Origin of the sequence: Paracoccus sp. SSJ, from assembly GCF_030234105.1 — a bacterium.
Classification (GTDB): Bacteria; Pseudomonadota; Alphaproteobacteria; order Rhodobacterales; family Rhodobacteraceae; genus Paracoccus; species Paracoccus denitrificans.
This window is the reverse complement of sequence record NZ_JASSPE010000017.1, coordinates 1-24,416: the sequence shown is the minus strand read 5'-3', so window position 1 is coordinate 24,416 and position 24,416 is coordinate 1. Positions and strand designations below refer to the sequence as shown.

Annotated in this window: 24 protein-coding genes; 8 read left to right on the top strand and 16 right to left on the bottom strand. The window is 66.5% G+C overall.

From position 1 onward, the window contains the following. The first annotated feature begins 57 nt into the window (after window positions 1–57). The 4 genes from QPR87_RS17135 (at window position 58) to QPR87_RS17120 (ending at window position 3,159) form a co-directional block, all read left to right on the top strand. Window positions 58–834, top strand: coding sequence for a tyrosine-type recombinase/integrase (locus QPR87_RS17135; protein ID WP_350310462.1), 777 nt, complete (start codon window positions 58–60; stop codon window positions 832–834). 446 nt (window positions 835–1,280) lie between these two features. Beyond that, entirely contained in the window at window positions 1,281–1,970 is a 690-nt protein-coding gene (locus QPR87_RS17130; RefSeq protein WP_285050555.1) for a transglutaminase-like domain-containing protein, read from the top strand. Window positions 1,971–2,081: 111 nt separating this feature from the next. After that, a complete protein-coding gene (locus QPR87_RS17125; RefSeq protein WP_285050554.1) occupies window positions 2,082–2,621 on the top strand; it encodes a helix-turn-helix transcriptional regulator in 540 nt (179 codons plus the stop codon). A gap of 157 nt (window positions 2,622–2,778) precedes the next feature. Next, window positions 2,779–3,159: a DUF6180 family protein gene (locus QPR87_RS17120; RefSeq protein WP_285050553.1), complete on the top strand. Its 381-nt coding sequence runs from the start codon at window positions 2,779–2,781 to the stop codon at window positions 3,157–3,159. Between the two features lie 92 nt (window positions 3,160–3,251). On the opposite strand, the gene QPR87_RS17115 is transcribed toward QPR87_RS17120, so the two are convergent. The 7 genes from QPR87_RS17115 to QPR87_RS17085 all read right to left on the bottom strand — a co-directional run bounded on the left by QPR87_RS17115 (window position 3,252) and on the right by QPR87_RS17085 (window position 11,939). Beyond that, window positions 3,252–4,010 (bottom strand): SDR family NAD(P)-dependent oxidoreductase, encoded by a 759-nt coding sequence (locus tag QPR87_RS17115; protein WP_285050552.1) that lies wholly within the window; start codon window positions 4,008–4,010, stop codon window positions 3,252–3,254. Further along, window positions 4,007–5,317: a histidinol dehydrogenase gene (gene hisD / locus QPR87_RS17110; RefSeq protein WP_285050551.1), complete on the bottom strand. Its 1,311-nt coding sequence runs from the start codon at window positions 5,315–5,317 to the stop codon at window positions 4,007–4,009. Before hisD ends, QPR87_RS17115 begins: the two co-directional genes overlap by 4 nt. Window positions 5,318–5,327: 10 nt before the next feature. Continuing rightward, window positions 5,328–6,260: a 3,5-dioxohexanoate:acetyl-CoA acetone transferase gene (gene kce / locus QPR87_RS17105; RefSeq protein ID WP_285050550.1), complete on the bottom strand. Its 933-nt coding sequence runs from the start codon at window positions 6,258–6,260 to the stop codon at window positions 5,328–5,330. 18 nt (window positions 6,261–6,278) lie between these two features. Beyond that, window positions 6,279–7,214 carry a 3-hydroxyacyl-CoA dehydrogenase gene (locus QPR87_RS17100; protein ID WP_104494210.1) on the bottom strand — a complete coding sequence of 312 codons (936 nt, stop codon included), beginning with the start codon at window positions 7,212–7,214 and terminating at the stop codon, window positions 6,279–6,281. Between the two features lie 8 nt (window positions 7,215–7,222). Next, the gene (locus QPR87_RS17095; protein ID WP_285050549.1) at window positions 7,223–9,715 is read right to left on the bottom strand and encodes a branched-chain amino acid ABC transporter ATP-binding protein/permease; all 2,493 of its coding nucleotides are present in this window, start codon (window positions 9,713–9,715) and stop codon (window positions 7,223–7,225) included. A gap of 31 nt (window positions 9,716–9,746) precedes the next feature. Further along, entirely contained in the window at window positions 9,747–10,622 is an 876-nt protein-coding gene (locus QPR87_RS17090; RefSeq protein WP_285050548.1) for a branched-chain amino acid ABC transporter permease, read from the bottom strand. 75 nt (window positions 10,623–10,697) lie between these two features. Beyond that, complete coding sequence (locus QPR87_RS17085; RefSeq protein ID WP_285050547.1) at window positions 10,698–11,939, bottom strand: ABC transporter substrate-binding protein; 1,242 nt, start codon at window positions 11,937–11,939, stop codon at window positions 10,698–10,700. Window positions 11,940–12,080: 141 nt separating this feature from the next. Between QPR87_RS17085 and QPR87_RS17080 the strand changes: the two genes are divergently transcribed. Both QPR87_RS17080 and QPR87_RS17075 read left to right on the top strand, forming a co-directional pair. Beyond that, window positions 12,081–12,749 carry a GntR family transcriptional regulator gene (locus QPR87_RS17080; RefSeq protein WP_231000475.1) on the top strand — a complete coding sequence of 223 codons (669 nt, stop codon included), beginning with the start codon at window positions 12,081–12,083 and terminating at the stop codon, window positions 12,747–12,749. Further along, window positions 12,746–13,513 carry an SDR family oxidoreductase gene (locus QPR87_RS17075; RefSeq protein WP_285050546.1) on the top strand — a complete coding sequence of 256 codons (768 nt, stop codon included), beginning with the start codon at window positions 12,746–12,748 and terminating at the stop codon, window positions 13,511–13,513. The genes QPR87_RS17080 and QPR87_RS17075 overlap by 4 nt, the downstream gene beginning before the upstream one ends. Before the next feature lie 155 nt (window positions 13,514–13,668). Here QPR87_RS17075 and QPR87_RS17070 read toward each other — a convergent pair whose 3' ends face one another. From QPR87_RS17070 to fmdA, 3 genes are read right to left on the bottom strand one after another with little or no spacing between them, the layout of a single operon-like run. Then, window positions 13,669–13,965, bottom strand: coding sequence for a zinc ribbon domain-containing protein (locus QPR87_RS17070; RefSeq protein WP_011749808.1), 297 nt, complete (start codon window positions 13,963–13,965; stop codon window positions 13,669–13,671). Between the two features lie 9 nt (window positions 13,966–13,974). Beyond that, window positions 13,975–14,487, bottom strand: a complete 513-nt coding sequence (locus QPR87_RS17065) for an AmiS/UreI family transporter (RefSeq protein ID WP_011749807.1) — start codon at window positions 14,485–14,487, stop codon at window positions 13,975–13,977. 60 nt (window positions 14,488–14,547) lie between these two features. Beyond that, window positions 14,548–15,774: a formamidase gene (gene fmdA, locus QPR87_RS17060; RefSeq protein ID WP_285050545.1), complete on the bottom strand. Its 1,227-nt coding sequence runs from the start codon at window positions 15,772–15,774 to the stop codon at window positions 14,548–14,550. Window positions 15,775–16,001: 227 nt separating this feature from the next. Between fmdA and QPR87_RS17055 the strand changes: the two genes are divergently transcribed. Both QPR87_RS17055 and QPR87_RS17050 read left to right on the top strand, forming a co-directional pair. Next, window positions 16,002–18,626, top strand: coding sequence for an ATP-binding protein (locus tag QPR87_RS17055; RefSeq protein ID WP_285050544.1), 2,625 nt, complete (start codon window positions 16,002–16,004; stop codon window positions 18,624–18,626). Continuing rightward, a complete protein-coding gene (locus QPR87_RS17050) occupies window positions 18,623–19,738 on the top strand; it encodes a sensor histidine kinase (RefSeq protein ID WP_285050543.1) in 1,116 nt (371 codons plus the stop codon). Before QPR87_RS17055 ends, QPR87_RS17050 begins: the two co-directional genes overlap by 4 nt. Here the strand turns inward: QPR87_RS17050 and QPR87_RS17045 are convergent. The 6 genes from QPR87_RS17045 to fahA all read right to left on the bottom strand — a co-directional run bounded on the left by QPR87_RS17045 (window position 19,714) and on the right by fahA (window position 24,330). Then, on the bottom strand, window positions 19,714–20,466 hold the full coding sequence (locus tag QPR87_RS17045) for a winged helix-turn-helix domain-containing protein (RefSeq protein ID WP_285050542.1): 753 nt from the start codon (window positions 20,464–20,466) through the stop codon (window positions 19,714–19,716). The two genes, QPR87_RS17050 and QPR87_RS17045, sit on opposite strands and share 25 nt — an antisense overlap. Before the next feature lie 186 nt (window positions 20,467–20,652). Beyond that, complete coding sequence (locus QPR87_RS17040; protein ID WP_011749802.1) at window positions 20,653–21,036, bottom strand: hypothetical protein; 384 nt, start codon at window positions 21,034–21,036, stop codon at window positions 20,653–20,655. A 110-nt stretch (window positions 21,037–21,146) separates the two neighbouring features. After that, complete coding sequence (locus QPR87_RS17035) at window positions 21,147–21,632, bottom strand: hypothetical protein (RefSeq protein ID WP_285050541.1); 486 nt, start codon at window positions 21,630–21,632, stop codon at window positions 21,147–21,149. 13 nt (window positions 21,633–21,645) lie between these two features. After that, window positions 21,646–22,149 carry a hypothetical protein gene (locus tag QPR87_RS17030; RefSeq protein WP_285050540.1) on the bottom strand — a complete coding sequence of 168 codons (504 nt, stop codon included), beginning with the start codon at window positions 22,147–22,149 and terminating at the stop codon, window positions 21,646–21,648. Between the two features lie 343 nt (window positions 22,150–22,492). Next, window positions 22,493–23,128, bottom strand: a complete 636-nt coding sequence (maiA, locus tag QPR87_RS17025; RefSeq protein ID WP_285050539.1) for a maleylacetoacetate isomerase — start codon at window positions 23,126–23,128, stop codon at window positions 22,493–22,495. Beyond that, complete coding sequence (gene fahA, locus QPR87_RS17020) at window positions 23,125–24,330, bottom strand: fumarylacetoacetase (protein ID WP_285050538.1); 1,206 nt, start codon at window positions 24,328–24,330, stop codon at window positions 23,125–23,127. The genes maiA and fahA overlap by 4 nt, the downstream gene beginning before the upstream one ends. Window positions 24,331–24,416: the final 86 nt, after the last annotated feature.

Below are 24,416 nucleotides of genomic sequence, written 5' to 3'. Positions count from 1 at the left end.
GCGCAGATCTGGGAGGAATACCGCCGCGACCTCGGCGACAAGCCTACCGGGAAAACGATGGGCTATACCGGCAAGGCGGTGCTGGCGCACTTCGGCCACTACCGGCCCGACCAGATCACAACCGATCTTTGCCGCAGCTACGCCAAGCAGCGCATGGATTCCGGCATTTCCCAAGGCGCGGTGCATACCGAATTGGGCCATCTGCGCAGCGCTATGACCTTTGCGGAACGCAATCGGATGATCACCGCAGCGCCGCACATCGAGCGCCCAGCCAAACCGACGCCGAAAGAGCGGTTCTTGACCAAGGATGAGGTGCTGCGCCTTATCGACAATGCTGATGCCCCGCACATCGGCTTGGCGATCCACCTGCTATTCGCTACCGCCGGCCGGGTCGGCGCTGTGCTGGACCTGACTTGGGACCGGGTGGACATGGATCGGGGCACCATCAACTTGCGCCTTGATGACGCGAGGACGCGGAAGGGCCGCGCTATCGTGCCCATCAACAAAGGGCTGATGGCAGCCCTGCAACACGCCCGGGACGCCGCGCTATCCGATCATGTCATTGAGTGGGGCGGCAAGCGGGTTGCGAGCATTCGAAAAGGATTTGAAGGCGCCGTTCGCAGGGCCGGGCTGCGCGACGTGACGCTGCACACCATCCGGCACAGTGCAGCCGTGGCGATGGTTTCCAGCGGCATCCCAATCACCCAGGTTGCCCAGTATCTCGGGCACAGCAATACCGCCATCACATTTTCGACCTACGGTCGGTTCGCGCCCGGGCACCTGACGGAAGCGGCCGAGGTTCTGGATTTCGTGAAACTAAGGGCCGTGAAATGACCGATAACGAAGTGCTCCTTGGTTCTCGGAACCGGACAAAAGATAAACAGGTTGCGCATGTCACGTTTCTGGTTCAAGAAAAAGCGTGCATTTCACGAACATACCGTAGGTTAGGCATGGCGGCCTTCGTTCACATCGAAGATGTCAGCGGTTCAAATCCGTTATCGCCCACCATGATTCCAAAGGCGCTAAGGCAGGTTCAACAACCCCTTAGCGCCTTTTTCATGCCTCTCCCGACATCTTGTCACCCTTTCCGAAGATGCCAGCGGTCACCATGCGGTCACCGGAATCTTGGCAGCAGTGTCATCGGATGGCCGTCTCGACAGGCGTCGGGCCGGTGTCGCTGCGCTTGAACAACGACCTGCGCCCTGACACTTCACGTTTCCCTGTCATCGCAACCGCACCTCGACTGGCAGAACCCGACGAACCCGGCCGAGGATGCCGCCGTGCTGCAAGCCGTGCTGCAAGCCGCGCTGCGCCCGACGGGCAACAAGCCGCTTGACGGCATCGTCGCGCAGCGCGCCGCCGAAATTACCGCGGGCGCCACGACGGATGTGGACAAGGTGCGCGCGATCTATGCCTGGATCGTCGCGCATTGCTGTCGCAACCTCGACACGCCGGGCTGCGGGCCGGGCGATACGGTGGCCACGCTGACCAGCGCCGGGCTGGGCGGCAAATGCGCCGACCTGAACGGGCTTTTCGTGGCGCTGGCCCGCGCCTCGGGTGTGCCGGCCCGCGACATCTACGGCATCCGCGTCGCCCCGTCGGAATTCGGCTTCAAGCAGCTTGGCGCAAACAGCGCCGCCATCTCTGGCGCCCAGCATTGCCGGGCCGAAGTCTGGCTGTCCGCCTATGGCTGGGTCGCGATGGACCCCGCCGATGTGCTGAAGGTCATGCGCGCCGAAACCGAGACCTGGATCAAGGACCCGACCGATCCGGTCGTGACGCAGGTCAACGACGCCTTGTTCGGCAATTGGGAAGGCAACTGGGTCGGATACAACACGGCCGAGGACGTGACGCTTCAGGGCACCGATCACGCCCTGCCCTTCCTGATGTATCCGCAGGGCGAAATCGCCGGGCAAAGACTGGACGAACTGGACGCCGGCGCCTTCGTCTACGAGATCACGACCGCCTGACCCCTTTCCCGGCTGAGCGCCCCGCGGCCATGATCGGCGGCGCGTTCGGTCGAGGCAAGGCCCAAACGATCGTTCCGGGCGTTGCCCGCATCCGCACCGGAAAAACGGCGAATGCGGCACTGCTGGGCTCCCTTCGTCGGCGGGCGCCGTGATTGCGCCCGCCACCGGGAAGGGTTCGGTATCGATCAGGTCTTTGCCGCGCTCTCCGCAATTCGGGCCGGGCTCTGGATCCTGGCCGCAATCGCAAAGCCCGCAACGCCGCCCGCCAGCTTCGCGGCCACCTATTCGCTGATGCGCAATCGCGGCGGCACCTGCTTCGACGAGGCCGAGGCGGCGCGCTTGCAGGAGCTGCTGCCCGTCATTGCAGCCAGCCTGCGCCTGCACTGGAACGTCTCGCAAAACGGGGAACAGGCGGGCGGTCCCGCGCCGGACAGCGAAGAGGTTCTGCGCGCCGCCTTCAGCGCGCTGACGCCCGCCCAGCAGGCGGTGACCAAGCTGATCCTGCGCGGGCACAGCAACATCTCGATTGCCGAGAACCTCGGGATAACCGAGGGCACGGTGAAGCTGCATCGCTACAACATCTACAAGCGGCTTGAAATCTCCAGCCAGGCCGAGCTGTTCCAGCGCTTCATCGATTTCCTCGGCAAATAGCCCGGGCCACGGGACGCGGCTTACGGCGGCAAACCGGCCGCCTGTCGCCTGAACGGAACATTTCCGCCGATGACCGCCGATAGCCGGTGATCGCCCTCAATATCCCTTCCCCGATGAGGTAGCATCGGCGGCATTTGACGCTCATGGAGATTTTCCGATGACACGTTCCACGCTGCTTCTTGCCTCATTCGTCCTGCTTGGCCCGTCCATTCCCGCTGCGGCGCAGGATGCCGATTTCAGCCTGACCTACCACATCGAGCGCACGCCCGCCGCGCAATTGAGCATCGAGACCTGCGGCAGCACCGTCGCCGATGCCGCGGCACAGGCGGGGTTGCGGGCAGTCAGCCAAAGCTTTCCCGGCCAGCTCGTGACCGTCAGCGGCGGAGCAGAGGGCCGCGGCGCATTCGTCGTCCAGTGCATCGCGGTCGATGACAAGACGGTCAGCGTCGTGCAGGGGATCGACTACCAGCAGGCGAAGGGCGCGATCGGCGACTTTGCCGATCAGGCATTCGCTGCCGTGCAGGCGACGGTTCGCTAGCGGGCCTTTGTCGGCCGGCCAGCGCAGCGCATCTCCGCACTCGTCCCGAGCCGCGGGATAATGCCCAAGATAGCCAGCCCCCTGGGCGGCGGTTATTCGGCCGTCCAGCCGCCATCCAGGACCATGGCGCTGCCGGTCATCAGGGCCGACGCATCGGATGCCAGGTAAAGCGCCGCACCGACGATATCGCCCACCTGCCCCACGCGGCCCAGCTTGATCATGCGCAGGCAATGCTCGCGGAAGGCAGGATCATCGAAATAGGGCCTGGTAAGCGGCGTCTCGATGAAGGTGGGGCAGATCGTGTTCACGCGGATGCGGAAAGGCGAAAGCTCGATGGCGCTGGCCTTGGTCAGCCCCTCGATCCCCCATTTCGTCGCGCAATAGACCGAGCGATCCGCCGCGCCGATATGCCCCATCTGCGAGGACATGTTGATGATCGACCCACCCCGCCCCAGGTCGCGCATCCGCCGTGCCGCGCTTTGCAGCGCGAAGAAGGCGGCACGCAGGTTCAGCCCGGCGATGGCGTCGAAATCCTCTTCGGTGACATCGACCAGCGGGCGCGGGCGATTGGTGCCGGCGTTGTTGACGAAGATGTCCAGGCGTTCCAACCCATCGGCCAGCGCGCGGAAATCCGCGACATCGGTCACGTCGCAGGGGATGGCGCGAGCCTTGAAGCCTTGCTCGACCAGCGCCTGGGCGACTTCCGCGATCTCGGTCCGGCTGCGGGCACAAAGGACGACCTCGGCCCCCGCCTGTGCATAGACCTCGGCGATGGCGCGCCCGATGCCGCGACCGGCGCCGGTGACCAGCGCGACCCTGCCCTTCAACGAGAAATCGGGAAGCGGGGTCATTGGGCGGCCTCGCCATAGGGAATGTTGTCGCCACCATAGCGGCGCACGCGGATATTGGCCTGTTCGGCATGGCCGACAAAGCCCTCGATCATGCACAGGCGCGAGCAATAGCGGCCGATATCGGCGGCGGCGTCATCCGTCAGGACGCGCTGATAGGTGTGGGTCTTGATGAATTTCCCGACCCAGAGCCCGCCGGTATAGCGTCCGGCGCGGCGCGTCGGCAAAGTGTGATTGGTGCCGATCACCTTGTCGCCGTTGGCGACATGGGTGCGCGGGCCAAGGAACAGCGCCCCGTAATCGACCATGCTGTCCAGATACCAGTCGTCGCGGTCGGTCATCACCTGCACATGTTCCGATGCGATCTCGTTGGCGACCTGCAACATCTCTTCATGCGTGTCGCACAGGATCACCTCGCCGTAGTCGCGCCACGACGCGGCGGCAGTGACGGCGGTCGGCAAGATCGCCAGCAGCCGGTCGATCTCGGCCAACGTGCCTTCGGCCAGCGCCCGCGAATTCGTCACCAGCACGGCGGGCGAGTTATAGCCGTGTTCGGCCTGGCCCAGCAGATCGGTCGCGCAAAGCTCGGCGTCCACGGTGTCGTCGGCGATCACCATCGTCTCGGTCGGACCGGCGAAAAGATCGATGCCGACGCGCCCGAACAGTTGCCGCTTGGCCTCGGCCACGAAGGCGTTGCCGGGGCCGACCAGCATATCGACGGGGGCGATGGTTTCGGTGCCAAGCGCCATCGCACCGATGGCCTGGATACCGCCGAGGACATAGATCTCATGCGCGCCGGCGAAATGCATGGCGGCGATCACGGCGGCATTGGGCTTGCCCTGGAAGGGCGGGGTCGCGGCGATGATGCGCGGCACGCCCGCGACCGAGGCGGTCAGGATCGACATATGCGCCGAGGCCACCATCGGGAACTTGCCGCCCGGCACATAGCAGCCCACCGCCTGAACGGGGATGTGCTTGTGACCAAGGACCACGCCCGGCAGGGTCTCGACCTCGACATCCTTCATGGAATCGCGCTGGATCTGGGCAAAGCGGCGCACCTGCGCCTGCGCAAAGCGGATATCCTCGATCTCGCGCGGGGTCAGCGTCGCGATCAGCGCGTCGATCTGATCCTGCGACAGGCGGAAGCTGTCCGGGGCGTAGCCGTCGAATTTCGCCGCCATTTCGCGCACGGCAATGTCGCCGCGCGCGGAAATGTCGGCCAGCGCGGCCTCGACCGTCTCGCGGGTGCGGCGGTCGTCCTCGGCACGGGCCGAGTCGCTGCGGCCGGATTTCAGATAGGTGATGGCCATGATTTTTCCCTTAGAAGTTGACCTGATCGCCACCCTTTAGCGCCAGCAGCTCGCGCGCCTCGGCTGGGGTCGCGACCTCAAGGCCCAGCCCCTCGACGATCTGGCGCGCGGCGCGGACCTGCTGGGCGTTGGTTTCCGCCAGACGGCCCTTGCCCGCCCAGAGGTTGTCCTCCAGCCCGACGCGAACATGCCCGCCCATCGCCGCCGACATGGCCGCGATATTGAGCTGGTTGCGCCCGGCGCCCAGCACCGACCAGCGGTAATCCTGGCCGAACAGCCGGTCGGCGGTGCGCTTCATGTGCAGCACGTCGTCGGGATGCGCGCCGATCCCGCCCATCAGGCCAAAGACCGTCTGAATGAACAGCGGCCCCTTGACCAGCCCGCGGTCGTAGAAATGCTTGAGGTTATAAAGGTGCGAGGTGTCGTAGCATTCGAACTCGAACCGCGTGCCCCCCGCGCCAAGCGTGGTCATGACATGTTCCACGTCGCCGAAGGTATTGCGGAAGATGATGTCCTTGTTGCCCAGATAATCCCGCTCCCACTGGTGCTTGAGCTGGGATTCGTAGCGGTTGAGCATGGGAAACAGGCCGAAATTCATCGTCCCCATGTTCAGCGAGGCAAGCTCGGGTTGGTAATGCTGCGCGGGCTGGATGCGTTCGGCGATGCTCATGGTCGGCGCGCCGCCGGTGGTGATGTTCAGCACGGCGTCGCTCGCCTGCTTGATCACGCCGAGGATGGGGTTGAACGCCTCGACGCTTTGGTCGGGGCTGCCATCGCCTTCATGGCGGGCGTGCAGGTGGATGACGGCCGCCCCCGCCTCTGCCGCACCGATGGCCGCATCCGTGATTTCCGAGGCCGAGACCGGCAGATAGGGCGACATGGACGGCGTGTGGATCGCACCTGTCACGGCGCAGGTGATGATGACTTTTCCGTTGAGGCTCATGCGTTTGCTCCTGAAAATCTAATGTTGCGGCTGGTCGGCCAGATGGCGGGCCAGCGCGGCAAGGCGCCCGTCGCGCCAGTCCTGACGGGCGCGGATGGCCTGCGGGGTCGCGGTATCGGGAAAGGCCGAGCCGACGATGGCGGCGGCCTGCGCCGTAAAGGCCTCGTCGCGCGCCGAGGTCTTTGCCAGACCGGCCATCATCCGGCCATAGCGGGCGAGGTAATCCCCCGCACCGCCGGGCGCGTTGAGGTTGATCGTCTCCATCGGGCCCATGAAGGCCCAGCGGCGGCCAAGCCCATGCCGGATAGTGTCGTCAAGCCCCTGCGGATCGACATAGCCCTGCTCGATCAGGCGCAGGCTTTCGGCCAGGACCACCGCTTGCAGGCGGTTGAGGATAAAGCCGTCGATCTCGCGTTTCAGCATCACCGGCACCTGACCGGCGCGGGCATAGATGTCGCGGGCGCGGGCGGTGATCACCGGATCGGTAAAGGGCGCGGGGGCGATCTCGACCACCGGCACCAGATGCGGGGGGTTGACCGGATGGCCGACAAGGCAGCGCGACGCCCCCGGCAGGCCCTCGGCGAAGGCCGAGGCCATCAGCGCCGATGAGCTGGAGGCAAGGATCACCCCCGCCGCCGCCAGCCCGTCCAGCCGGGCGAAAAGCTCGCGCTTGATCGCCAGCACCTCGGGGCCGCTTTCCTGCACCAGCTCGGCGCCGTCCAGCGCCCCGGCCAGGTCCGGCACGGCGCGGATGCGCGCGGCGGTGGCGTCGGGATCCGCGCCCGCCTGCCCGAAGGGCGCGGTCTGCGCGACCATCGCGGCGATGTCGCCGCCCAGCCGTTCCAGCACCTGCGGGTCGTGGTCCCAGACCCGCACGTCGAACCCGGCGCGCGCAAAGACGAAGGCCCATGCGCGGCCGATCAGGCCCGCTCCGACAATGGCGATATGAGACATGCGCCCCCCTACATCCACAGCATTTCGCGCCGCAGCTCGATATCTTCGGCGATGCGGCGGGATTCGATTTCATGCAGCACGCGACCGCGCTCCAGCACGATGGTGCGGTCCGAAAGCGCCAGTGCCAGGTCGAGGTTGTGGTCCACGATCACGATCGACAGCCGGTCGCGCAGCTTGTCGAAGGTGCGGAACAGCTGCTCGACCACCGCCGGGGCCAACCCCTCGAAGGGCTCGTCCAGCAGCAGGACACGGATATCGCCCGACAGCGCGCGGGCGACCGCGGCCATCTGCTGCTCTCCCCCCGACATGCTGTCGGCAGGCGTATCCAGTCGCTCGCGCAGCCGGGGGAAGTATTCGAGGATCTCTTCCAGCGACCAATGCGTGCCCTCGCCCGTCTGGCGGCGGATGCGGCCCAGCTCCAGGTTCTCGCGCACGGTCATGCCGGCGAAAAGCCCCCGGCCCTGCGGCACATAGCCGATGCCCAGCCGCGCGATCCGGGCGCTGGACAGGCCGGCAAGCTCATGCTCCATCAGCCGGACCGAGCCCGAGGACGGCGGCACGATCCCCGTCACCGCCTTCAGCACCGAGGATTTTCCCGCGCCGTTGCGACCCAGCAGCGCCAGGATCTCGCCCTTGTGCAGGTCGAAGCTGACGTCCTGCAGGATGTGGCTCTTGCCGTAATGCAGGTTCACCTTGTCCAGTTGCAGGATCTTTTCCGCCGAGAACTGCCCCTGCCGCGCCGAGGCCGCGACCTCGCTGGTGCCCGAGCCGATATAGATGTCGCGCACCTCGCGCGAGTTGCGGGCGTCGTCCACCGTGCCGTCGACCAGCACCTTGCCGTCCGCCATGACGGTGACATGGTCGGCAAGCTCGAACACGCGGTCGATGTCATGCTCGACCAGCAGCACCGGCAGGCTTTTCGAGACGTCCTTGATCAGCAACCCGACCCGCTCGCGTTCCGCGACCGACAGGCCGGCAAGGGGTTCGTCCGCCAGCAGGATGCGCGGCTCGGTCGCCAGCGCCAGGCCGAGGTCCAGAAGCCGCTGCCCGCCATAGGACAGCGAGCCCGCGCGGGCGTTCTCCATCCCGGCAAGGCCGACCCAGTTGATCATCTCCTCGACCTTTTCATGGACCTGGGCGATGCTGGCGGTCGAACGCAACATGTCGCTGCGGCTGGGATCGCGGGCCTGGACGGCAAGGCGGATATTCTCGCGCACGGTCAGCTCGGGGAAAAGATTGGTGATCTGGAACGACCGCCCCAGCCCCAGATTCGAGATATGGTCGGCCGACTTGCCGGAAATATCCTGCCCCATGAACGAGACGCTGCCCGCGCTGGTCGGGATGATCCCCGACATCAGGTTGAAGGCCGTGGTCTTGCCCGCCCCGTTGGGCCCCAGAAGCGCGTGAAGCGTGCGATCCCTGACCCGCAGCGAGACATCGTCCACCGCCTTGATCGCATTGAAATGCTTCGAGATCCCTTCCGCCACCAGCACGTCGCCACCGCCACCGTCGCGTTCCGCGATGGCGCGGGGCAAGGGATAGTCGCCGGTCCTGCGTTCCGCCATGGCGGCGCCGGTCTCGGGCTCGGGAAAGAAGCGGCGGCGAAGCTGCGCCCCGATGCCGATCATGCCTTGGCGCGCAAAGATCACGAAGCCGACGAAGATCAGCCCGAACCAGAGCAGCCAGTTCTCGCTATACATCGACAGGTATTCGCGGAAGAGGATGTAGAACAGCGCCCCCAGCGCCGGTCCCAGATAACCGCGCATCCCGCCGATGACGACCATCGCCAGCAACTCGCCCGAGAAGATGATCGACATCGGCTCGGCCGAGGTCATGCGGTTCTTGTAAAGCAGCAGTCCCCCCGCAAGCCCGGTGATCGCGGCCGATAGGACAAAGGCTTTCAGCTTGTAGCGGCGCACGTCATAGCCAAGCGCCTGCGCGCGGCCGTCGTTCTCGCGGATGGCTTCGAGGACCGAGCCGAAGGGCGATTGCAGCACCCGCTGAAGCAGCGCGATCACGGCAAAGCCCAGCAGCGCAACGAAGATGTAGAAGCTGAGATTGGCGTCCAGCATCGCGGGACGCTCGATCCCGCCAAGGCCGTTCTCGCCGCCGGTCACGTCGGTCCAGCGGAAGGCGAGCTGGAAGCCCATCGCCGACAACGCCAGCGTCATCAGCGAGAAATAGACCCCGCGCCGCCGCAGCACCAGAAAGCCGACAAGCGCCGCGATCAGCGCGGTGGCGACCACTCCGACGGTCAGCGACACGGCCATGCAGGCATTGCCCATCGACCGCGCGGTCAGCCCAGCGATATAGGCCGCCGTCCCGAACCAGACGCCATGCCCGAACGAGACGAGGCCGGTATAACCCACCAGCACGTTCAGCCCCGTCGCGGCCAGGGCATAGATCACCACCTCGACGGCGGAATTCGCGCCCAACCCGATCCGGCCCAGCAAGACCGGCAGCAGCACCAGCCCTGCCGCCACGATCAGCAGATTCCTCATCGCCGCACGTTTTTGGGTATTCATCTGAAACCTATTCAAAGCGGGTGATGCGTTCGCCGAACAGCCCGCGCGGCCGCAGGAACAACACCACGAACATCAGCAGATAGATGGCCAGCATCGAATATTGCGTATAGCCGATGCCGATCATCAGCCCCTTGACCAGCCCGACCAGCAGCGCGGCGACGACCACGCCCCAGAACGAGCCCAGCCCTCCGATCACCACGACGACGAAGGCCGCCGTCCCGACCTCGACCCCCATCATCGGGTGGACGGGCTGCAAGGGGGCCATCAGCACGCCCGCAAGGGCCGCGATGGCGATGGCGATGGCGACGACCGCCGACAGGTAGGGCCGCAGGGAAATCCCCAGCGTGCCGAGGATGTCGGGATTCTGGATGCCCGCCCGCACGATCCGCCCGAAGGCGGTCCTGTTCAGCAGCACCCAGACCGCCGCCACCGTCGCGACGGCGATGCCGATCAGGAAGAAGCGATAGCGCGAATAGACGAAATCCCTCATGAAGACCTGCCCGCGCAGTTCGTTCGGCATGGAATAGGCGCGGGGAGAGGCGCCGAAATACCAGCGCAGGCTCTGCTCGATGATCATGGCAAGGCCAAAGGTCAGCAGCAGCGAATAAAGCGGATCCTCGCGATAGAAGCGCGTGAACAGCGTGCGCTCGACCACCATCGCGACGCCCGCCGCGATCAGCGGGCCGACGATCAGCGCCCCGAAAAAGCCGATATGCGGCGTCAGCACCAGCGCCAGATAGGCGCCAAGCGTGAAGAACGCCCCATGCGCAAGGTTGACGATCCCCCCGAGCGAGAAGATCAGCGACAGCCCCAGCGCGATCAGCATGTAATAGAAGCCGTCGAGCAACCCGTTCAGAAGCTGCGAAAGAAAGACCAATGTCATGAGGCATCCCCAATGGCATGAGAGATGATCGGGCGCGTCGCCGGGACGCGCCCTGCCCTTGCGGGTTCTTCGGGATCAGAACGTGCAGTCGCCGCCGACCGCGCCCTTGATCAACTCGTCCAGCGGCACCTCCGCTCCGGGCAGCGGCCCCGAGGTGGTGAAGATGTCCCATTCGTTCTGCACCTCGGACGGATCGAGGGCGGTGACGGCATAGACCTCTTGCAAAAGCTGGTGCGTGGCGGCGTCGAACCGGCCCTTGCGGTCCTTGAGGATGTCGAACTCGGTCGCGGGGTCTTCGAGGAACTCGATCAGCGCGGCCGTATCGGTGCCGCCGGTCTTCCCGATGGCCTCGGCCGCAATGCGCACGGCGATATAGTCGGAGTAAGCCTGGTTTTCTGCGGGCTTGCCGTATTTCGCCTGGAACGCCTGCGCGAAAGCCTGCGAGGCGTCGGTCTGCACCTGATGGGTCCAGATGCAGGGCCATGTGCCCTTGAAGTCCTGCGGACCCGTCGCCCATGCGATGGAGCTGTTGTAGTCGAAGCCGCCCAGAGGGATATCCAGGCCGAACTCGCCATATTGCTTCATGAAGCTGGCGCCCGAGGTGCCCGCGAGGTTTACCACGATCAGGTCGGGCTGAAGGTTGCGGATGTTCAGCAGATGCGACGAGAAATCCGTCGCGTCGGTCGGGATCAGCTCATCGCCGACCGCCTGCCCGCCATGCCGTTCAAGGAAGCCAAGCGCACCGTGGCGCAGATCGTGCCCGAAGGCGTAATCCGAGCTGAGAATGAACCACCTCTTGTCCTTCACCATGTCGTTCTGAAGGAAATACTGGCCCTCGGCGTTCACATACATGACGTTCTGCGCCTCGGTGTGGAACATGGTGCGCTTGCAGTCGCTGCCGCGCAACGTGTCCGAGTTCGCGCCGGTGTTGATGAACAGCTTGTTCGCCCGCGCGGTGACCTGCGCGATGGACAAGGCCGAAGCCGAGGAAATCTCGCCGATGATCATCGCCAGGTCGCGGCGCTCGACCAGCCGCTCCGCCTTGGTGGTGGCGGTCTGCGGGTTGACGGAATCCTCTTTCACCACGGTCAGCATGCGGCCGTTGATGCCGCCGTTGGCGTTGATTTCCTCGACGGCGAGGTCGACGGCCATCACCGCATATTCGCCCATCGGACCCAGAAAGCCCGTGCGCGGCGTCAGGTGGCCCAGCACCACCGCATCGCCCTGCGCGCGCAAAAGGCTTGGCGCGGCCAGCGTCATCAGCCCCGCCGCCGTTCCGGTTTTCAGCAGTTGTCGGCGGCCCATCGTCTTGATCATGACAGTCTTTTCCTCCCTGAGACCTGCGGAGCCGTCGCCTCCTCCGGCTTGACTTCCGGCTCCATCAGTGTGATCATAGATCATACTGGAATCGAAATGGGCCCTTTGTCAATGACCGAGCTGAGCAACCCGCGCCCACCCATGAAAACGGCGTCCCTGACCGGACAGGTCTATGACGCGATTGCGGAGATGCTGCTGGATGGGACCCTCAAGCCCGACAGCCGCACCTCGATCCGCGAACTGAGCGAATATCTGGGCGTCTCGGCCATGCCGGTGCGCGAAGCCATCGGCAGGCTGGTCGCCCAGGGCGCGCTGGCGATCCAGCGCAACAAGGCGGTGGTCGTGCCCCCGATGACGCCCGAGGATCTGCGCGATCTGGTCCGCACGCGCGTGCTGCTGGAATGCGAGGCGGCGCGGCTGGCGGTCGACCGCATCCCGGATTCGGCCATCCTCCGCATCCGTGAATTGCACGAACAGTTCAGCCGCGAACTCAGCGCCAACAACCGGGCCGCAGCCCTGACGCTGAACCGCCGGCTGCATTTCACCCTTTACGATGCCGCCGAATCGCCCAGCCTGCGCAACCTGATCGCCATGTCGTGGCTGCGCGCGGGCCCGATGATCTCGCTGGATCTTGGGCCGCACAACGCCATCGAGCGTGCCAGCCATTCGGTCGATGCCCACGCCCATCTGGTCGCAGCGCTGCAATCGCGCGACCGCGAGGCCGCCGCCAAGGCGATCGAACTGGATATCACCACGGCGGCCGGCATCATCCTGGAACACCTGGCACATGCAAGAGAAAGCCGAACATGACCTACCAACTCGAGGGCCAGCGCGCCATCGTCACTGCCGGCGCCTCGGGCATCGGCCGCGCCATCGTCGATGCGATGCTGGATTGCGGGATGCGCGTCGCGGTCTGCGACATCGATGCGACAGCGCTGGACAGCCTGCCGTCCGCGGTGTTCGCCCGCAAGATCGACGTGTCCGACGAGGCCGCCCTGACCGGCTTTGTCGGTGAGGCGATGGATCACCTTGGCGGGCTGGACTGCCTGGTCAACAACGCCGGCATCGCCGGGCCGACAGCGCGGATCGAGAACATCGATTCCGCCGATTGGCGGCGGACGCTGGACATCGTGCTGACCAGCCAGTTCCTGACCGTTTCCACCGCCGTCGCGGCACTGCGGAAAAGCGAGAATCCCTCGATCATCAACATATCCTCGGTCGCGGGCCGGGTGGGCTTTGCGCTGCGAACGCCCTATGCCGCTGCGAAATGGGGCGTGATCGGGCTGACGAAATCGCTGGCGATCGAGCTTGGCGGGGACGGGATCCGCGTCAATGCCATCCTGCCCGGCCTGGTGGCAGGCGACCGTCAGCGCCGGGTGCTGGAATCCAAGGCGCAGCAACGCAATATCAGCTTCCCGGAAGTCGAGGCCGAGGCATTCCGCTATACCTCCATCAAGGAATACGTGCCGCCGCAAGCCATCGCCTCGCAGGTGCTTTACCTCGCCTCGCCGCTGGGGCGTTACGTCTCGGGCCAGGCGATCTCGATTTGCGGCGACACGCAGATGCTGGCCTGAAACCGCCAATCGGCGATTTTCCTCGCGAGCGCCTTCGCACATCGTCGCGGAGAAACGCGCTGGCAGGGCGCCCCACGAATGTATCCGCAGCGCCCGGACCTGGGAGCGGGCGGATCGACCGCGAACCCGATCCGCGACATACCGGGTCCTGGCCCCTAGCACTGGCCGAGCATCCAGCGCCGCGAGGTGGGCGGCGCCTTCTTCTTGCACAGGTTGCAGCCGCAACTGGGCAGGTGGCCGCGCTTGACCACGCGAGGCTCGGCCGAAGTCGCCTCGGCGCGACGCTCGGCCCGGCGCAACGCGCTTGAAAGCGTGCTGACCAGCGGCAGGGCCGGCAGCACGGCACCGGGCGCGCCGCAATGCGGACAGGGGGCGCCGGCAAGGCTGGCCTCATAGCTCATCCGCTCGGTGAAGATGCCATGTTCGGCACAGGCGAAATCATAGATCGGCATGGCAAAACCTCACATCAGGCCGTCGAGCAGCAGGAAACCGGGCAGCCAGCCGGTCACGATTCCGGCCAGCAACGTCACCCAGGCGGTCGGGCGCAGGATAGGCCGTCCCAGCGCCAGCAGCAGGAAATACATGAACCACAGCACGCCCCAGATCAGCCAGTTTCCTGCCAGCCAGATCTCGGCCGGCGAGCCGGCGGCGCTGATCGCGCGCAGAAAGACCGGAACGGTGCTGATCGCCACGAACAGGCTGAACCAGCCCAGGCCCCGGCCATCGACCGCAGCGACGCGGTTATAGGCCACCCAGAAATAGGTGGTGCTGAACATCAGCGTCAGCGCCGCCGCCCGGACCGTCTGCATATCCGCCCCCGAACCGAAGGCGCCCTGCACCACCACGCCCGCGGCGACCAATCCCGAGACCACGTTGATCACCACGATCTCGCGATCCTCGATCTTGCCCATCAGCCACAGCCCGTTGAGAAACAGCACCGCGCCCACATAGAACAATAGAAAACCAAGCAGCATGGACCTCTCCTCCTGTGGAGCCGCGCGCCCCGAAGGCCGGGACGCGGGCGCGTGGAACCGTCAGCTGGTTCTGGCGACCGAAACCTCGGGGACCGAGCGTTTCGGCCCGTCGCCGTTGGGTCGGATGTCGAAGTCGAAGATGCCGGTCGGGATCGCCAGCGTCGCGCAGACATTGGGGATGTCCACGATGCCGGCGATGCGGCCCTCGACCGGGGCGGTGCCGAGGATCATATAGGCCTGCTCGCCCGAATAGCCGAATTTCTTCAGGTATTCGATGGCGTTGAGGCAGGCCCGGCGATAGGCGACATGGGCGTCCAGGTAATATTGCTCGCCCGTGTGCTCGTCGACCGAGATGCCCTCGAAGATCAGGTAGTCGTCGAAATGCGGGTCGATGGGCGAAGGCCGGAAGATCGGGTTGATGACGCCGTATTTCGCCATGCCGCCCTTGATGATCTCGACCTTGATCTCGATCCAGCCGGCCATCTCGATGGCGCCGCAAAAGGTGATCTCGCCGTCGCCCTGGCTGAAATGAATGTCGCCCATCGAAAGACCGCCGCCCTTCACATAGACCGGGAAATAGACCTTGGAGCCGCGCGACAGGTTCTTGATGTCGCAATTGCCGCCATGCTCGCGCGGCGGCACGGTGCGCCATGCCTCCTCGGCGGCGCTTTGCGCGGCGGCGCCCTTCATCTGCCCCATCAGCGCGGTCGCGGCATGGGGCGGCGCCGCCAGCGGCGGGACGCGGTTCGGGTCGGTGGCGATCAGCGCCGCCTCGCGCCGGTTCGCCTCGGCCAGCAGCTTGTGGTCGGGCAGGCAGCCGATCAGGCCGGGATGGATCAGGCCGGGATAGCGCACGCCGGGGATATGGCGCGAGGTGGTGTAGATGCCCTCGAAATCCCAGATCGACTTGGTGGCCTGCGGGTAATGCTCGGTCAGGAAGCCGCCGCCGTTCTCCTTGGCGAAAAGCCCGTTGAAGCCCCAGCGCGAATCCTCGAGCGCACCGATATCGAGGATGTCCACCACCAGCAGGTCGCCCGGCTCGGCCCCCTCGAAGCCGAAGGGACCGGACAGGTAATGCACCCGCGTCAGGTCGACGTCGCGGATATCGTTGGCGCTGTCGTTGTTGCCGATCTGGCCGCCGGTCCAGTCGTAGCATTCGATGCGCAGCACCTCGCCGGGCTTGAAGGTCTCGACCATCGGGATGTCGGGATGCCAGCGGTTGTGCGGCTTTTGCGCGGCGTCCTCGGGGGCCGTGTTGAGATCGACCTTGAATACGGTTTTCGACATGTTCTCCTCCCTCCTTGCGGACCGGCGGGCAGGCCGGTTCCCCGACCAGCCTGGGCCGGGCATGTAATCGCAATGCATGCCGAAAGCCGCGGAAATGTAATTCTTTGTAACCGCCGCTTGCGCGGCTCGCGGTTTCGCGGCGCCATGAAATGCAAGGGGAATTCCCAGCCCGGGCAAAGCCCGCTAGGCTGGCTGCGGCGGCCGCAGGGGGGCAGCCGGGGGGAGCGATGAACAGGCATAGCGCCATCGAGGGGGCCGACCTGCCGCCGCGGGACGAAACCGGCTTTCCCGGTCTCGAACCCACGCCGCGCAGCTATCAGTCCTGGGTCGCGGACGAGACCATCGAGGATTACGCACTGCGCTACGCCCCCGCCAGCCATCGGCGATGGAGCCCCGCCACGATCACCCATACCGCGCTGGGGGGCATCTCGTTCCTGGCGCTCGAGGCGATCGGGGCGGCGCTGACCATCTCCTGGGGGGTGCATGTGACGGTGGTGGCGGTGCTGATCGCCTCGGTCTTCATCTTCGTCACCAGCCTGCCGATCGCCTATCATGTGGCGCGCGCCAATGTGGACATGGACCTGCTGACGCGGGGCGCGGGCTTCGGCTATATCGGCTCGGCCATCACCTCGCTGATCTATGCCACATATACCATCATCTTCTTCGCGCTCGAGGGGGTGATCATCGGCCAGGCGCTGCTGGTCTGTTTCGGCCTGCCGCTGCCGTTGGGCTATCTGCTGTCGGCCCTGGCGATCCTGCCGGTGGCCTCGCGCGGCATGACCGCGATCTCGCGCTTCCAGGTGGCGACGCAGCTGCCCTGGATCGTGCTGGCCCTGCTGCCCTTTGCCGCCATCGCCTGGGCCGAGCCGGATGCGGCAGCCCGCTGGCTGGCCGCGCCCGGTCCCGCCTTCGGCCTGCTGTCGCTGGGCGGCGCCATCGGCGTGCTTTGCGCATTGACGCTGCAGATCGGCGAACAGGTGGACTATCTGCGCTTCCTGCCGCCGCGCGAGGCGACAACGCGGCTGCGCTGGTGGGGCGCGCTGATCCTGGCCGGGCCGGGCTGGATCCTGATCGGCGGCACCAAGATCCTGATGGGCAGTTTCCTGGTCTGGCTGGCCATCGGCGACGGCATGGCGCCGGAATTCGCGGTCGAGCCGATCGGCATGTTCTGGCACGCCTACGAATACCTGTTCGGCCCGCGCACGGCGCTGCTGGTCGCGACGGTCTATATCCTGGTCGCGCAGGTCAAGATCAACGTGACCAACGCCTATGCCGGCTCGCTGGCGCAGTCGAACTTCTTCCTGCGCGTGGCGCGCTATCATCCGGGGCGGCTGATCTGGCTGCTGATCCATGTCGCGATCAGCTGCGCGCTGATGCTGATGGGCGTCTTTGCGACGCTTGAGGCAGTGCTGGCGATCTATGCCAACCTGGCGCTGGCCTGGCTGGGGGCGATCTTTGCCGATCTGGCGGTGCTGAAGCCGCTGCGGCTCAGCCCGGCACGGATCGAGTTCAGGCGGGCCTACCTGCCCGACTTCAACCTGGTCGGCTGCGGCGGCATGGCGCTGGGGGCGCTGGCGGGGCTGGCGCTTTACGCCGGGCTGGGCGGTCCGATCGCGCAGGCGTGGTCGGCGCCCATCGCCTTTGCCCTGTCGCTGATCGCCGCGACCGGCCTTGGCCTCATGCGGCACGGGCGCGGGTTCATCGCCCGCGAGCCGCATGTCTTCCGGCGCCGCAGCCGCTGCGACTGCGCCATCTGCAGCCATGGCTACGAGACGCGCGACATGGCCTATTGCACCTTCTACGAGCGGCCGATCTGCTCGCTTTGTTGCAGCCTGGAGCCGCATTGCCGCGATTTCTGCAAGCGCAGCCGCGCGCCCGGCGCGGTCGATCCCGCGGGCGCCCCTGCCCTTCGGCTGCATCGCATGCCGCCGCGGCTGGGGCGGCGGGCATGGCAGGTCGCGGCCATGTTCGCGGTGCTGATGGCGGGGCTCGGCATGCTCTACCTGATCGCGCGGCATCTGTCGGCCAGCCTGCGCGACATGCAGGTCGTCGCGCATGTCTTCCTGGGCTCGGCGCCGCCCCTGGCCCTGCTGGCCTTCTGGGCGGTGATGGCGAACGAGCGCCGCCGCCTGACCGAAGAGGACCTGATCGACGCCCTGCGCCGGCTGGGCTCGACCCAGCGCGAGCTTGCCATCCGCCAGCGCCTTGCCGCCGTGGGCGAGGTCGCGGCCACGATCAGCCACGAGCTGCGCAACCCCTTGGGCACCATCACCAGCTCGGTCGAGGTGCTGTCGCGCAGCCCCGGCCTTGACCCCGACGCGGAAGAGGACGTCCAGCGCATCCGCCGCAACATCGCCCGCTGCAGCCGCATCATCGACATCCTGCTGGATTTCGCCCGGCAGGGCGCGCATGAGACGGTGCCGGTCGATCTGCGCGACTGGCTTTCGGGCCTTGTGGCCGAACACCCGGCCGGCGCCCATGTCGTGCTGGAGGTGCCGGCCGGAATGCGGTTGCGCTGCGATCCGGCACGGCTGCAATTCGCCATCCGCAACCTGATCGAGAACGGCTGGCAGGCCGCCGAATCCGTGCCCGGCCGAGAGCCGCGGGTGATCCTGCGCGCCTTTCGCGACGGGCACCGCAGCATCATCGAGATCGAGGACAACGGCCCCGGCCTGCCGCCCGAAATCCGCGCCCGCGCCTTCGACCCGCTGGTGACGACCAAGGCATCGGGCGTGGGGCTGGGCCTGTCGCTGGTGCGCCGCGTCGCCGAGTTGCATGGCGGCGACGCCTGGATCGAGCGCACCGGCCCCGAAGGCACGGTCATGCGCCTGAGCGTCGCCGCGCCGCCATGACCCGGCGGCTGCTCATCCTCGACGACGATGCCGATTTCGCCATCTCGACCTCGCGCGCGCTGGCGCTCGAGGGCGTGGAATGCCGCATCGCGCCGGACGGGGCCTCGGCCCTTGCCCTGCTGGAGGTCGAGCCGGTCGAGGTGGTGCTGATCGACATCAGGCTGCGGCACGAGGACGGGACCGAGCTTGCCGCGCGCCTGCACGCGCGCCATCCCGGCCTGGTCATGGTGATCATGACCGCCTATGCCTCGGTGGACAGCGCCGTCGCAGCGCTGAAGGCGGGCGCCTACGACTATCTGCGCAAGCCCTTCTTCCTGGACGAGCTGATGCGCGCGCTGGAGCGCTGCTTCCAACTGGTCGAGCTGCGGGCGGCCAAGGCGCGGGCGGAACGCGAGCTGGCCCTGATGCGCCAGATCGAGGCGACCTCGCAACTGGCCGCCGGCCTGTCGCATGACTTCAAGAACATGCTGGCCGTCATCCGGGCCAATCTGGCGGTGATCGAGGAACGGCTTCCCGCGCAGGACGGGCTGAAACCCTATGCCGGCGACGCGCTGGACGCCGCCCTGACGGCGGGCGAACTCGTCACCCGGCTGATGGGGTTCGCCCGCCAGCCCGTCCTGTCCCCCGAACCCCGGGACCTGCGCCTGCCGGTCAGGACCACCGCCTCCATGCTGGCGCGCACGCTTTGCGCCGGGATGAGGGTCGAATGCGACCTGCCCGGCCATCCGCTGCTGGCGCCCGTCGATCCGGGGCAGATCGGGACCGCCCTGGTCAACCTGCTCATCAACGCGCGCGATGCGACCGATGGCCGGGGCCGGGCGCGGGTCGCGCTGCGCCATGTCTGGCGCGGCGGCGATTATGCGAGGCTCACCGTCGAGGATGACGGCCCGGGCTTCGACGCCGGCGGGCTGGACCATGCGCTGGAGCCGCTGTTCACCACCAAGCCCGAGGGGACCGGGCTGGGGCTGTCGATGATCCAGCAACTGGCGCTGGTCAGCGGCGGCGACTTTCGCATCGGCAATGCCGAGGGCGGCGGCGCGCGCGCGGTGCTGGACCTGCCCTGCCTGAAGCCGTGCACCGGGCCGGATCAGGGCTCGGGCGAGAACATGTAGCCGGTGCCGCGGATGGTGCGGATGCGGCGCGGCTCCGGCCCGTTGTCGCCGATCTTGCGGCGGATCTTGCCGATCATCACATCGACCGAGCGGTCGTAGGGCGACCAGTGGCGGCTGACGGTAAGGTCCAGAAGCTGGTCCCGGCTCAGCACCCGTCCGGGCCGCTGCGCCAGCACGCTGAGCAGGTTGAACTCCTGCGTGGTCAGGTTCTGCACCCCGCCCTGCGCATCCCGCAACACGCGGGCATCGAGATCCAGCAACCAGCCGTCGAAGCCGATCCGGCGCCCTTCGCCCCGCGGCCGGGCCGTGCCGGCGGGCAGGCGACGCAGGATGGCGCGGATACGGGCCAGAAGCTCGCGCGGCTCGAAGGGCTTGACCAGGAAATCGTCGGCGCCGATCTCAAGCCCGACGATGCGGTCCAGCGCATCCTGCCGGGCCGAGAGGAACAGGATGCCGATGTCGCGCTCTTTCTTCAGTTCGCGCGCCAGCACATAGCCGTCCTCTCGGCCCGGCAGGCCCACGTCCAGCACCACGAGGTCGAACCCCCTGGCGGCGAGCGCCCGGCGCATCGCGGCCCCGTCATGCGCGGCCTCGACCAGATAGCCCTGTTCGGTGAAGTAGCGGCAGAGAAAAGCGCTGAGCTTGCGGTCATCCTCGACGAAAAGGATGCGCTGAGGGGGTTCCGTCTCATGCGTCAGGGCCGGAGTGCCGGCCGGCTGGGAAATCATGGCGGGGCGTTCCATCAGGCTTGGATGCGGCCGGTTCAGGCGTCGGGAAACCTGGAGCTTTCTCAACATAGCCGAGCGAAATCGGCCTTCATAGCCCCCTCGCAAGCTCCGGGGCGCCTCCGACCGCGACGCCTTGGAGAAAGCGCAGGACGATCGGCAGAGAGGGCGCGGCCAAGGCCCCGGCGCTCAATCCCGCCAGAACGGCATGCGCACGCGGCAAAAGCTTCCCACGGCCATCCCGGCCGACAGGGAGCCGTCCTGCGGTCCCGAACCGAACTCGGACAACCCGGCCCCTTCGGCCTTTTGCGCGGGATCGAGAGTGAAGACGATGCCTTGCCCCGCCTTGCGTGGCTTGGGCGTGGCGCGCCAGATCCGCGTCTGGCTGGGCTGTCCCAGGACCCGCCGCGCAAAGTCGCCCGCAGCGCACCAATAATCGGTGTCGTCTCGTCTTGCCTCATGGGCGACCGCGATCTCGGTCGGGCCGATCTGCGTTACCGTCATGCCGTTCTGGGCCGTAAAGGCCGCCGCCGGCATCGGCAGCAACAGCGGGACAAGAAACATCAGTCGCATCGCACATTCCCCTGGGACATCCAGAGTATACTGCTTCATGGGCAGGGACAGAGCCAATATTCGCCGGGTGCAAAGATTTCCGGAAACCCTGGGCGTACCCGGCAAGACGCTCAAGGCCCGACGAAGGTCCAGTCGACCAGCACGGTTTCCGGACGGCAGTAATGCCGCTGGATCTCGGTTTCGCCCGCGTCGCTCTGGAACGCTTCCTGGCTGTCGAAGACATGCAGCTGCGCGGCGCGGATCGGACTGCCGAAGATGCCCGTGATATAGAAGGCATAGAAATACCCCTTGTTCTCCAGGGCCATGCCGAGGGTCTCCGACGCATTGCCGTTGCGACCCCGGAAGTATTTCGTCGAGATCCAGGGGGCGTCCGCGGTGAAATACAACTCGGATACCGCCGCCCCATCGGCAAGGTTGTAGGTGTAATAGTCTGGCGAGCTGCCTTCGGTGACCGGCCCCTGGCAGAACTCCACCCGCTTTTGCCCGTCGCGCAGGGTGCAGGCGAAATAGGTCGAGGCAGGCGGCACGCAATTGGCAAGCCCCATCCCAGCCCAGAGGGCGCCGGCAAGGGCCGCGAAGGCAAGACGCTTCAGCATCCGATTCACCTCCTCAGCCCGGGCCGAAATTGTCATTGTCGACCTCGATGGTGCTCGGGTCGCAGACGCGGCGGGCGATGGGCTTGCCGCTTGCATCATCCTGCAAATCCTTCAGGCTGGCATAAACCTCCAGCACCGCAGGAGTGGGGGACGGCGCGATCTGATCGGTGGTTTGCGGAAAGAACATCAGGTTCTTGTCGATCAGAAAGCCGTAATATGTGCCCTTGTTCGACGCGGCGGTGCCGTAGCCTGGGCCGATGATCCCCTGCACCGGCTCGCGAACGAAGCCGATCCAGTCGTCCGTGGCGAATTCCAGCTCGGCCGTGCCATCCGCCCAATAGGTATAGCGCAGGCCCGGCATGTCCGAGGGCCCGGTATGACGGCACAGCTGAACCGCCGCATTGCGCTCGGGGAATTCGCAATAGAACAACGGCAGGTAATCCTCGCCGCAATCCGCGGCGGCACTGGCGGCCCGCATGGCAAGGCAGGCCGGCAGGATGAACGAGGAAAGGCGCATAACGGCATTCCTTTGGCGGGAAGGCCCGCAACTCTCTACCGGCCCTTGGTGGCAAAATACGCTGCGGCTGTAAAGGCTTGGCGCAGGGAAGCAGCCCCGAGTGCTCGGACCGTGATGACATTTCCTCCGGCAGCCGAGCAATGTTCCGCAGAGCTGGCGCTTGCAGCTCCAACCATTGCGGGACAGGCCGTCGAACAGGAGGAGTGCCGGTCGAGAGCGCTGCGCAGCCTCATCCGGTGGCCTGAACAGGACCCGATTCCACAAGGCAGCGACGGCGGAAAGGGCCGCAGCATCCGCAAGCCCCGGCCTCCAAAGGACACGGTCGCGAACCGGCCGGGCCGGTTCAAGCGACCTGGGCTCTTTCCGGCGCGGCCATCTGGAATGCCGCCAAATCCGAGCAGGACGATGCAACGGCGGCGATGCGCGGCAGGTGTCGGAACTCCACCCCCCAGCGGCTGGCGTTGTAGATCTGCGGGATCAGCACGCAATCGGCCATGCCCGGCCTGTCGCCATGGCAGAACCGCCCGGCAAAGCCCGGATGGTCCAGCATCCGCTCGACGGCCTCAAGGCCGCGGGCGATGTTCTCGCGGTTCCAGGCGGCGCGCGCCTCGGGTCCGGCCAATGCCTCCACCCGCGCCAGCACCCCCAGATTCGAGAGCGGATGGATCTCGCAGGCCACCGCCAGCGCCAACGCCCGGGCATGCGCCCGCGCCGCCGCACCTTCGGGCAGCAGCGCCGGCTGCGGCCGGGTTTCCTCGAGGTATTCCAGGATCGCCAGCGACTGCGTCAGCCGCAGCCCGTCGATCTCCAGCACCGGCACCAGCCCCTGCGGGTTCAGCGCCAGATGATCCGCGCGCCGCTGCGCACCGGCCACCAGATCCACCGCCACCCGGTCGTAGGCAATACCCTTCAGCGCCAGCGCGATCCGCACCCGGTAGGATGCGGAGGATCGCCAGTAGTCGTGCAGCACGACCGTCATGGCAGCGCAGGCAGAATGCGGCCTAGGCAGGGACCGAAGCCGATGCGATAACCCTCGCCCCGCGCCTGGGCGAACAGCCCGATCTCGTCGCCGTCCTCGATGAAGGTGCGGGGCGCGCCATTGACCGTGACCGGCACCTTGCCGCCCCCGGTCATCTCCAGCAGCGCCCCGGTCTGCTCGCGCTCCGGCCCCGAGATCGTGCCCGAGCCCAGCAGGTCGCCGACCCGCATCGGGCAGCCGGAACTGGTGTGATGCGCCAGTTGCTGGGCGCTGGAGTAATACATGACGCCGTAATTCGTCCGCCCCATGACCTGGCCGTTCATGGTCCAGCCGATCTCCAGGTCGTAAAGCCCCGGCCGCCGCTCGTGCAGATAGGGCAGCAGCGGGTTCGCCCGCTCGGCACCCGCGCAGCGAAACGGCTCCAGCGCCGCCTGGGTCACGATCCATGCGCCGATGGTGGTGCCAAGCGCCTTGGACTGGAACGGGCCCAGCGGCTGGTATTCCCAGGCTTGCACGTCGCGCGCCGACCAGTCGTTCAGCAGCACATAGCCGAAGATCGCCTGCTCTGCGTCCTCGACGCTCAGGCGCTGGCCCATCACGCTGTCCGCGCCGACGATGGCGCCCAGCTCAAGCTCCAGGTCCAGCCTGCGGCAGGGCGCCCATTCCGGCCCGGCCTCGCCCTTCAACTGACCCATCGGACGGCGGATCGGCGTGCCCGAGACCACGACCGAGGACGCCCGCCCGTTATAGCCGATGGGCATATGCGTCCATTGCGGCGGCAGGGCGTTCTCGGGGCCGCGAAACAGCACGCCGACGTTGAAGGCATGGTTCTTCGAGGCGTAGAAATCGGTGAACTCCGTGACCCGGATCGGCAGGTGCAGCTGTGCCTCGGCCATGGCGACCAGCGGCAGGCTGCGGTCGCCCTCCTCGGCCAGAAGCGCGGTCAGCCGGGCGCGGATCTCGTCCCATTTCGCCCGCCCCAGCGCAATGAAATCGTTGAGCCGCGGCTGCGCGAACGTGCCGCCCGCATCGACCAGCCCGCGCGCCTCGCATTCGGCCAGGTCGAGGATCATGTCGCCGATGGCCACCCCGCAGCGCGGCGCATCGCCCGACACGGAGAACACCCCATAGGGCAGGTTGTTCAGGGGAAACGGGCAATCCGCCTGATTGGCGCTTTCGAGCCAGGACCGCAATAGAGCCACATCCGGCCTCCTTCTTTCTTGTGCAAATATCCCCGGCTCTCGGCTCTCGGCCCTCGGCCTTCGACCTTGGGGCCTCACTTGACGCC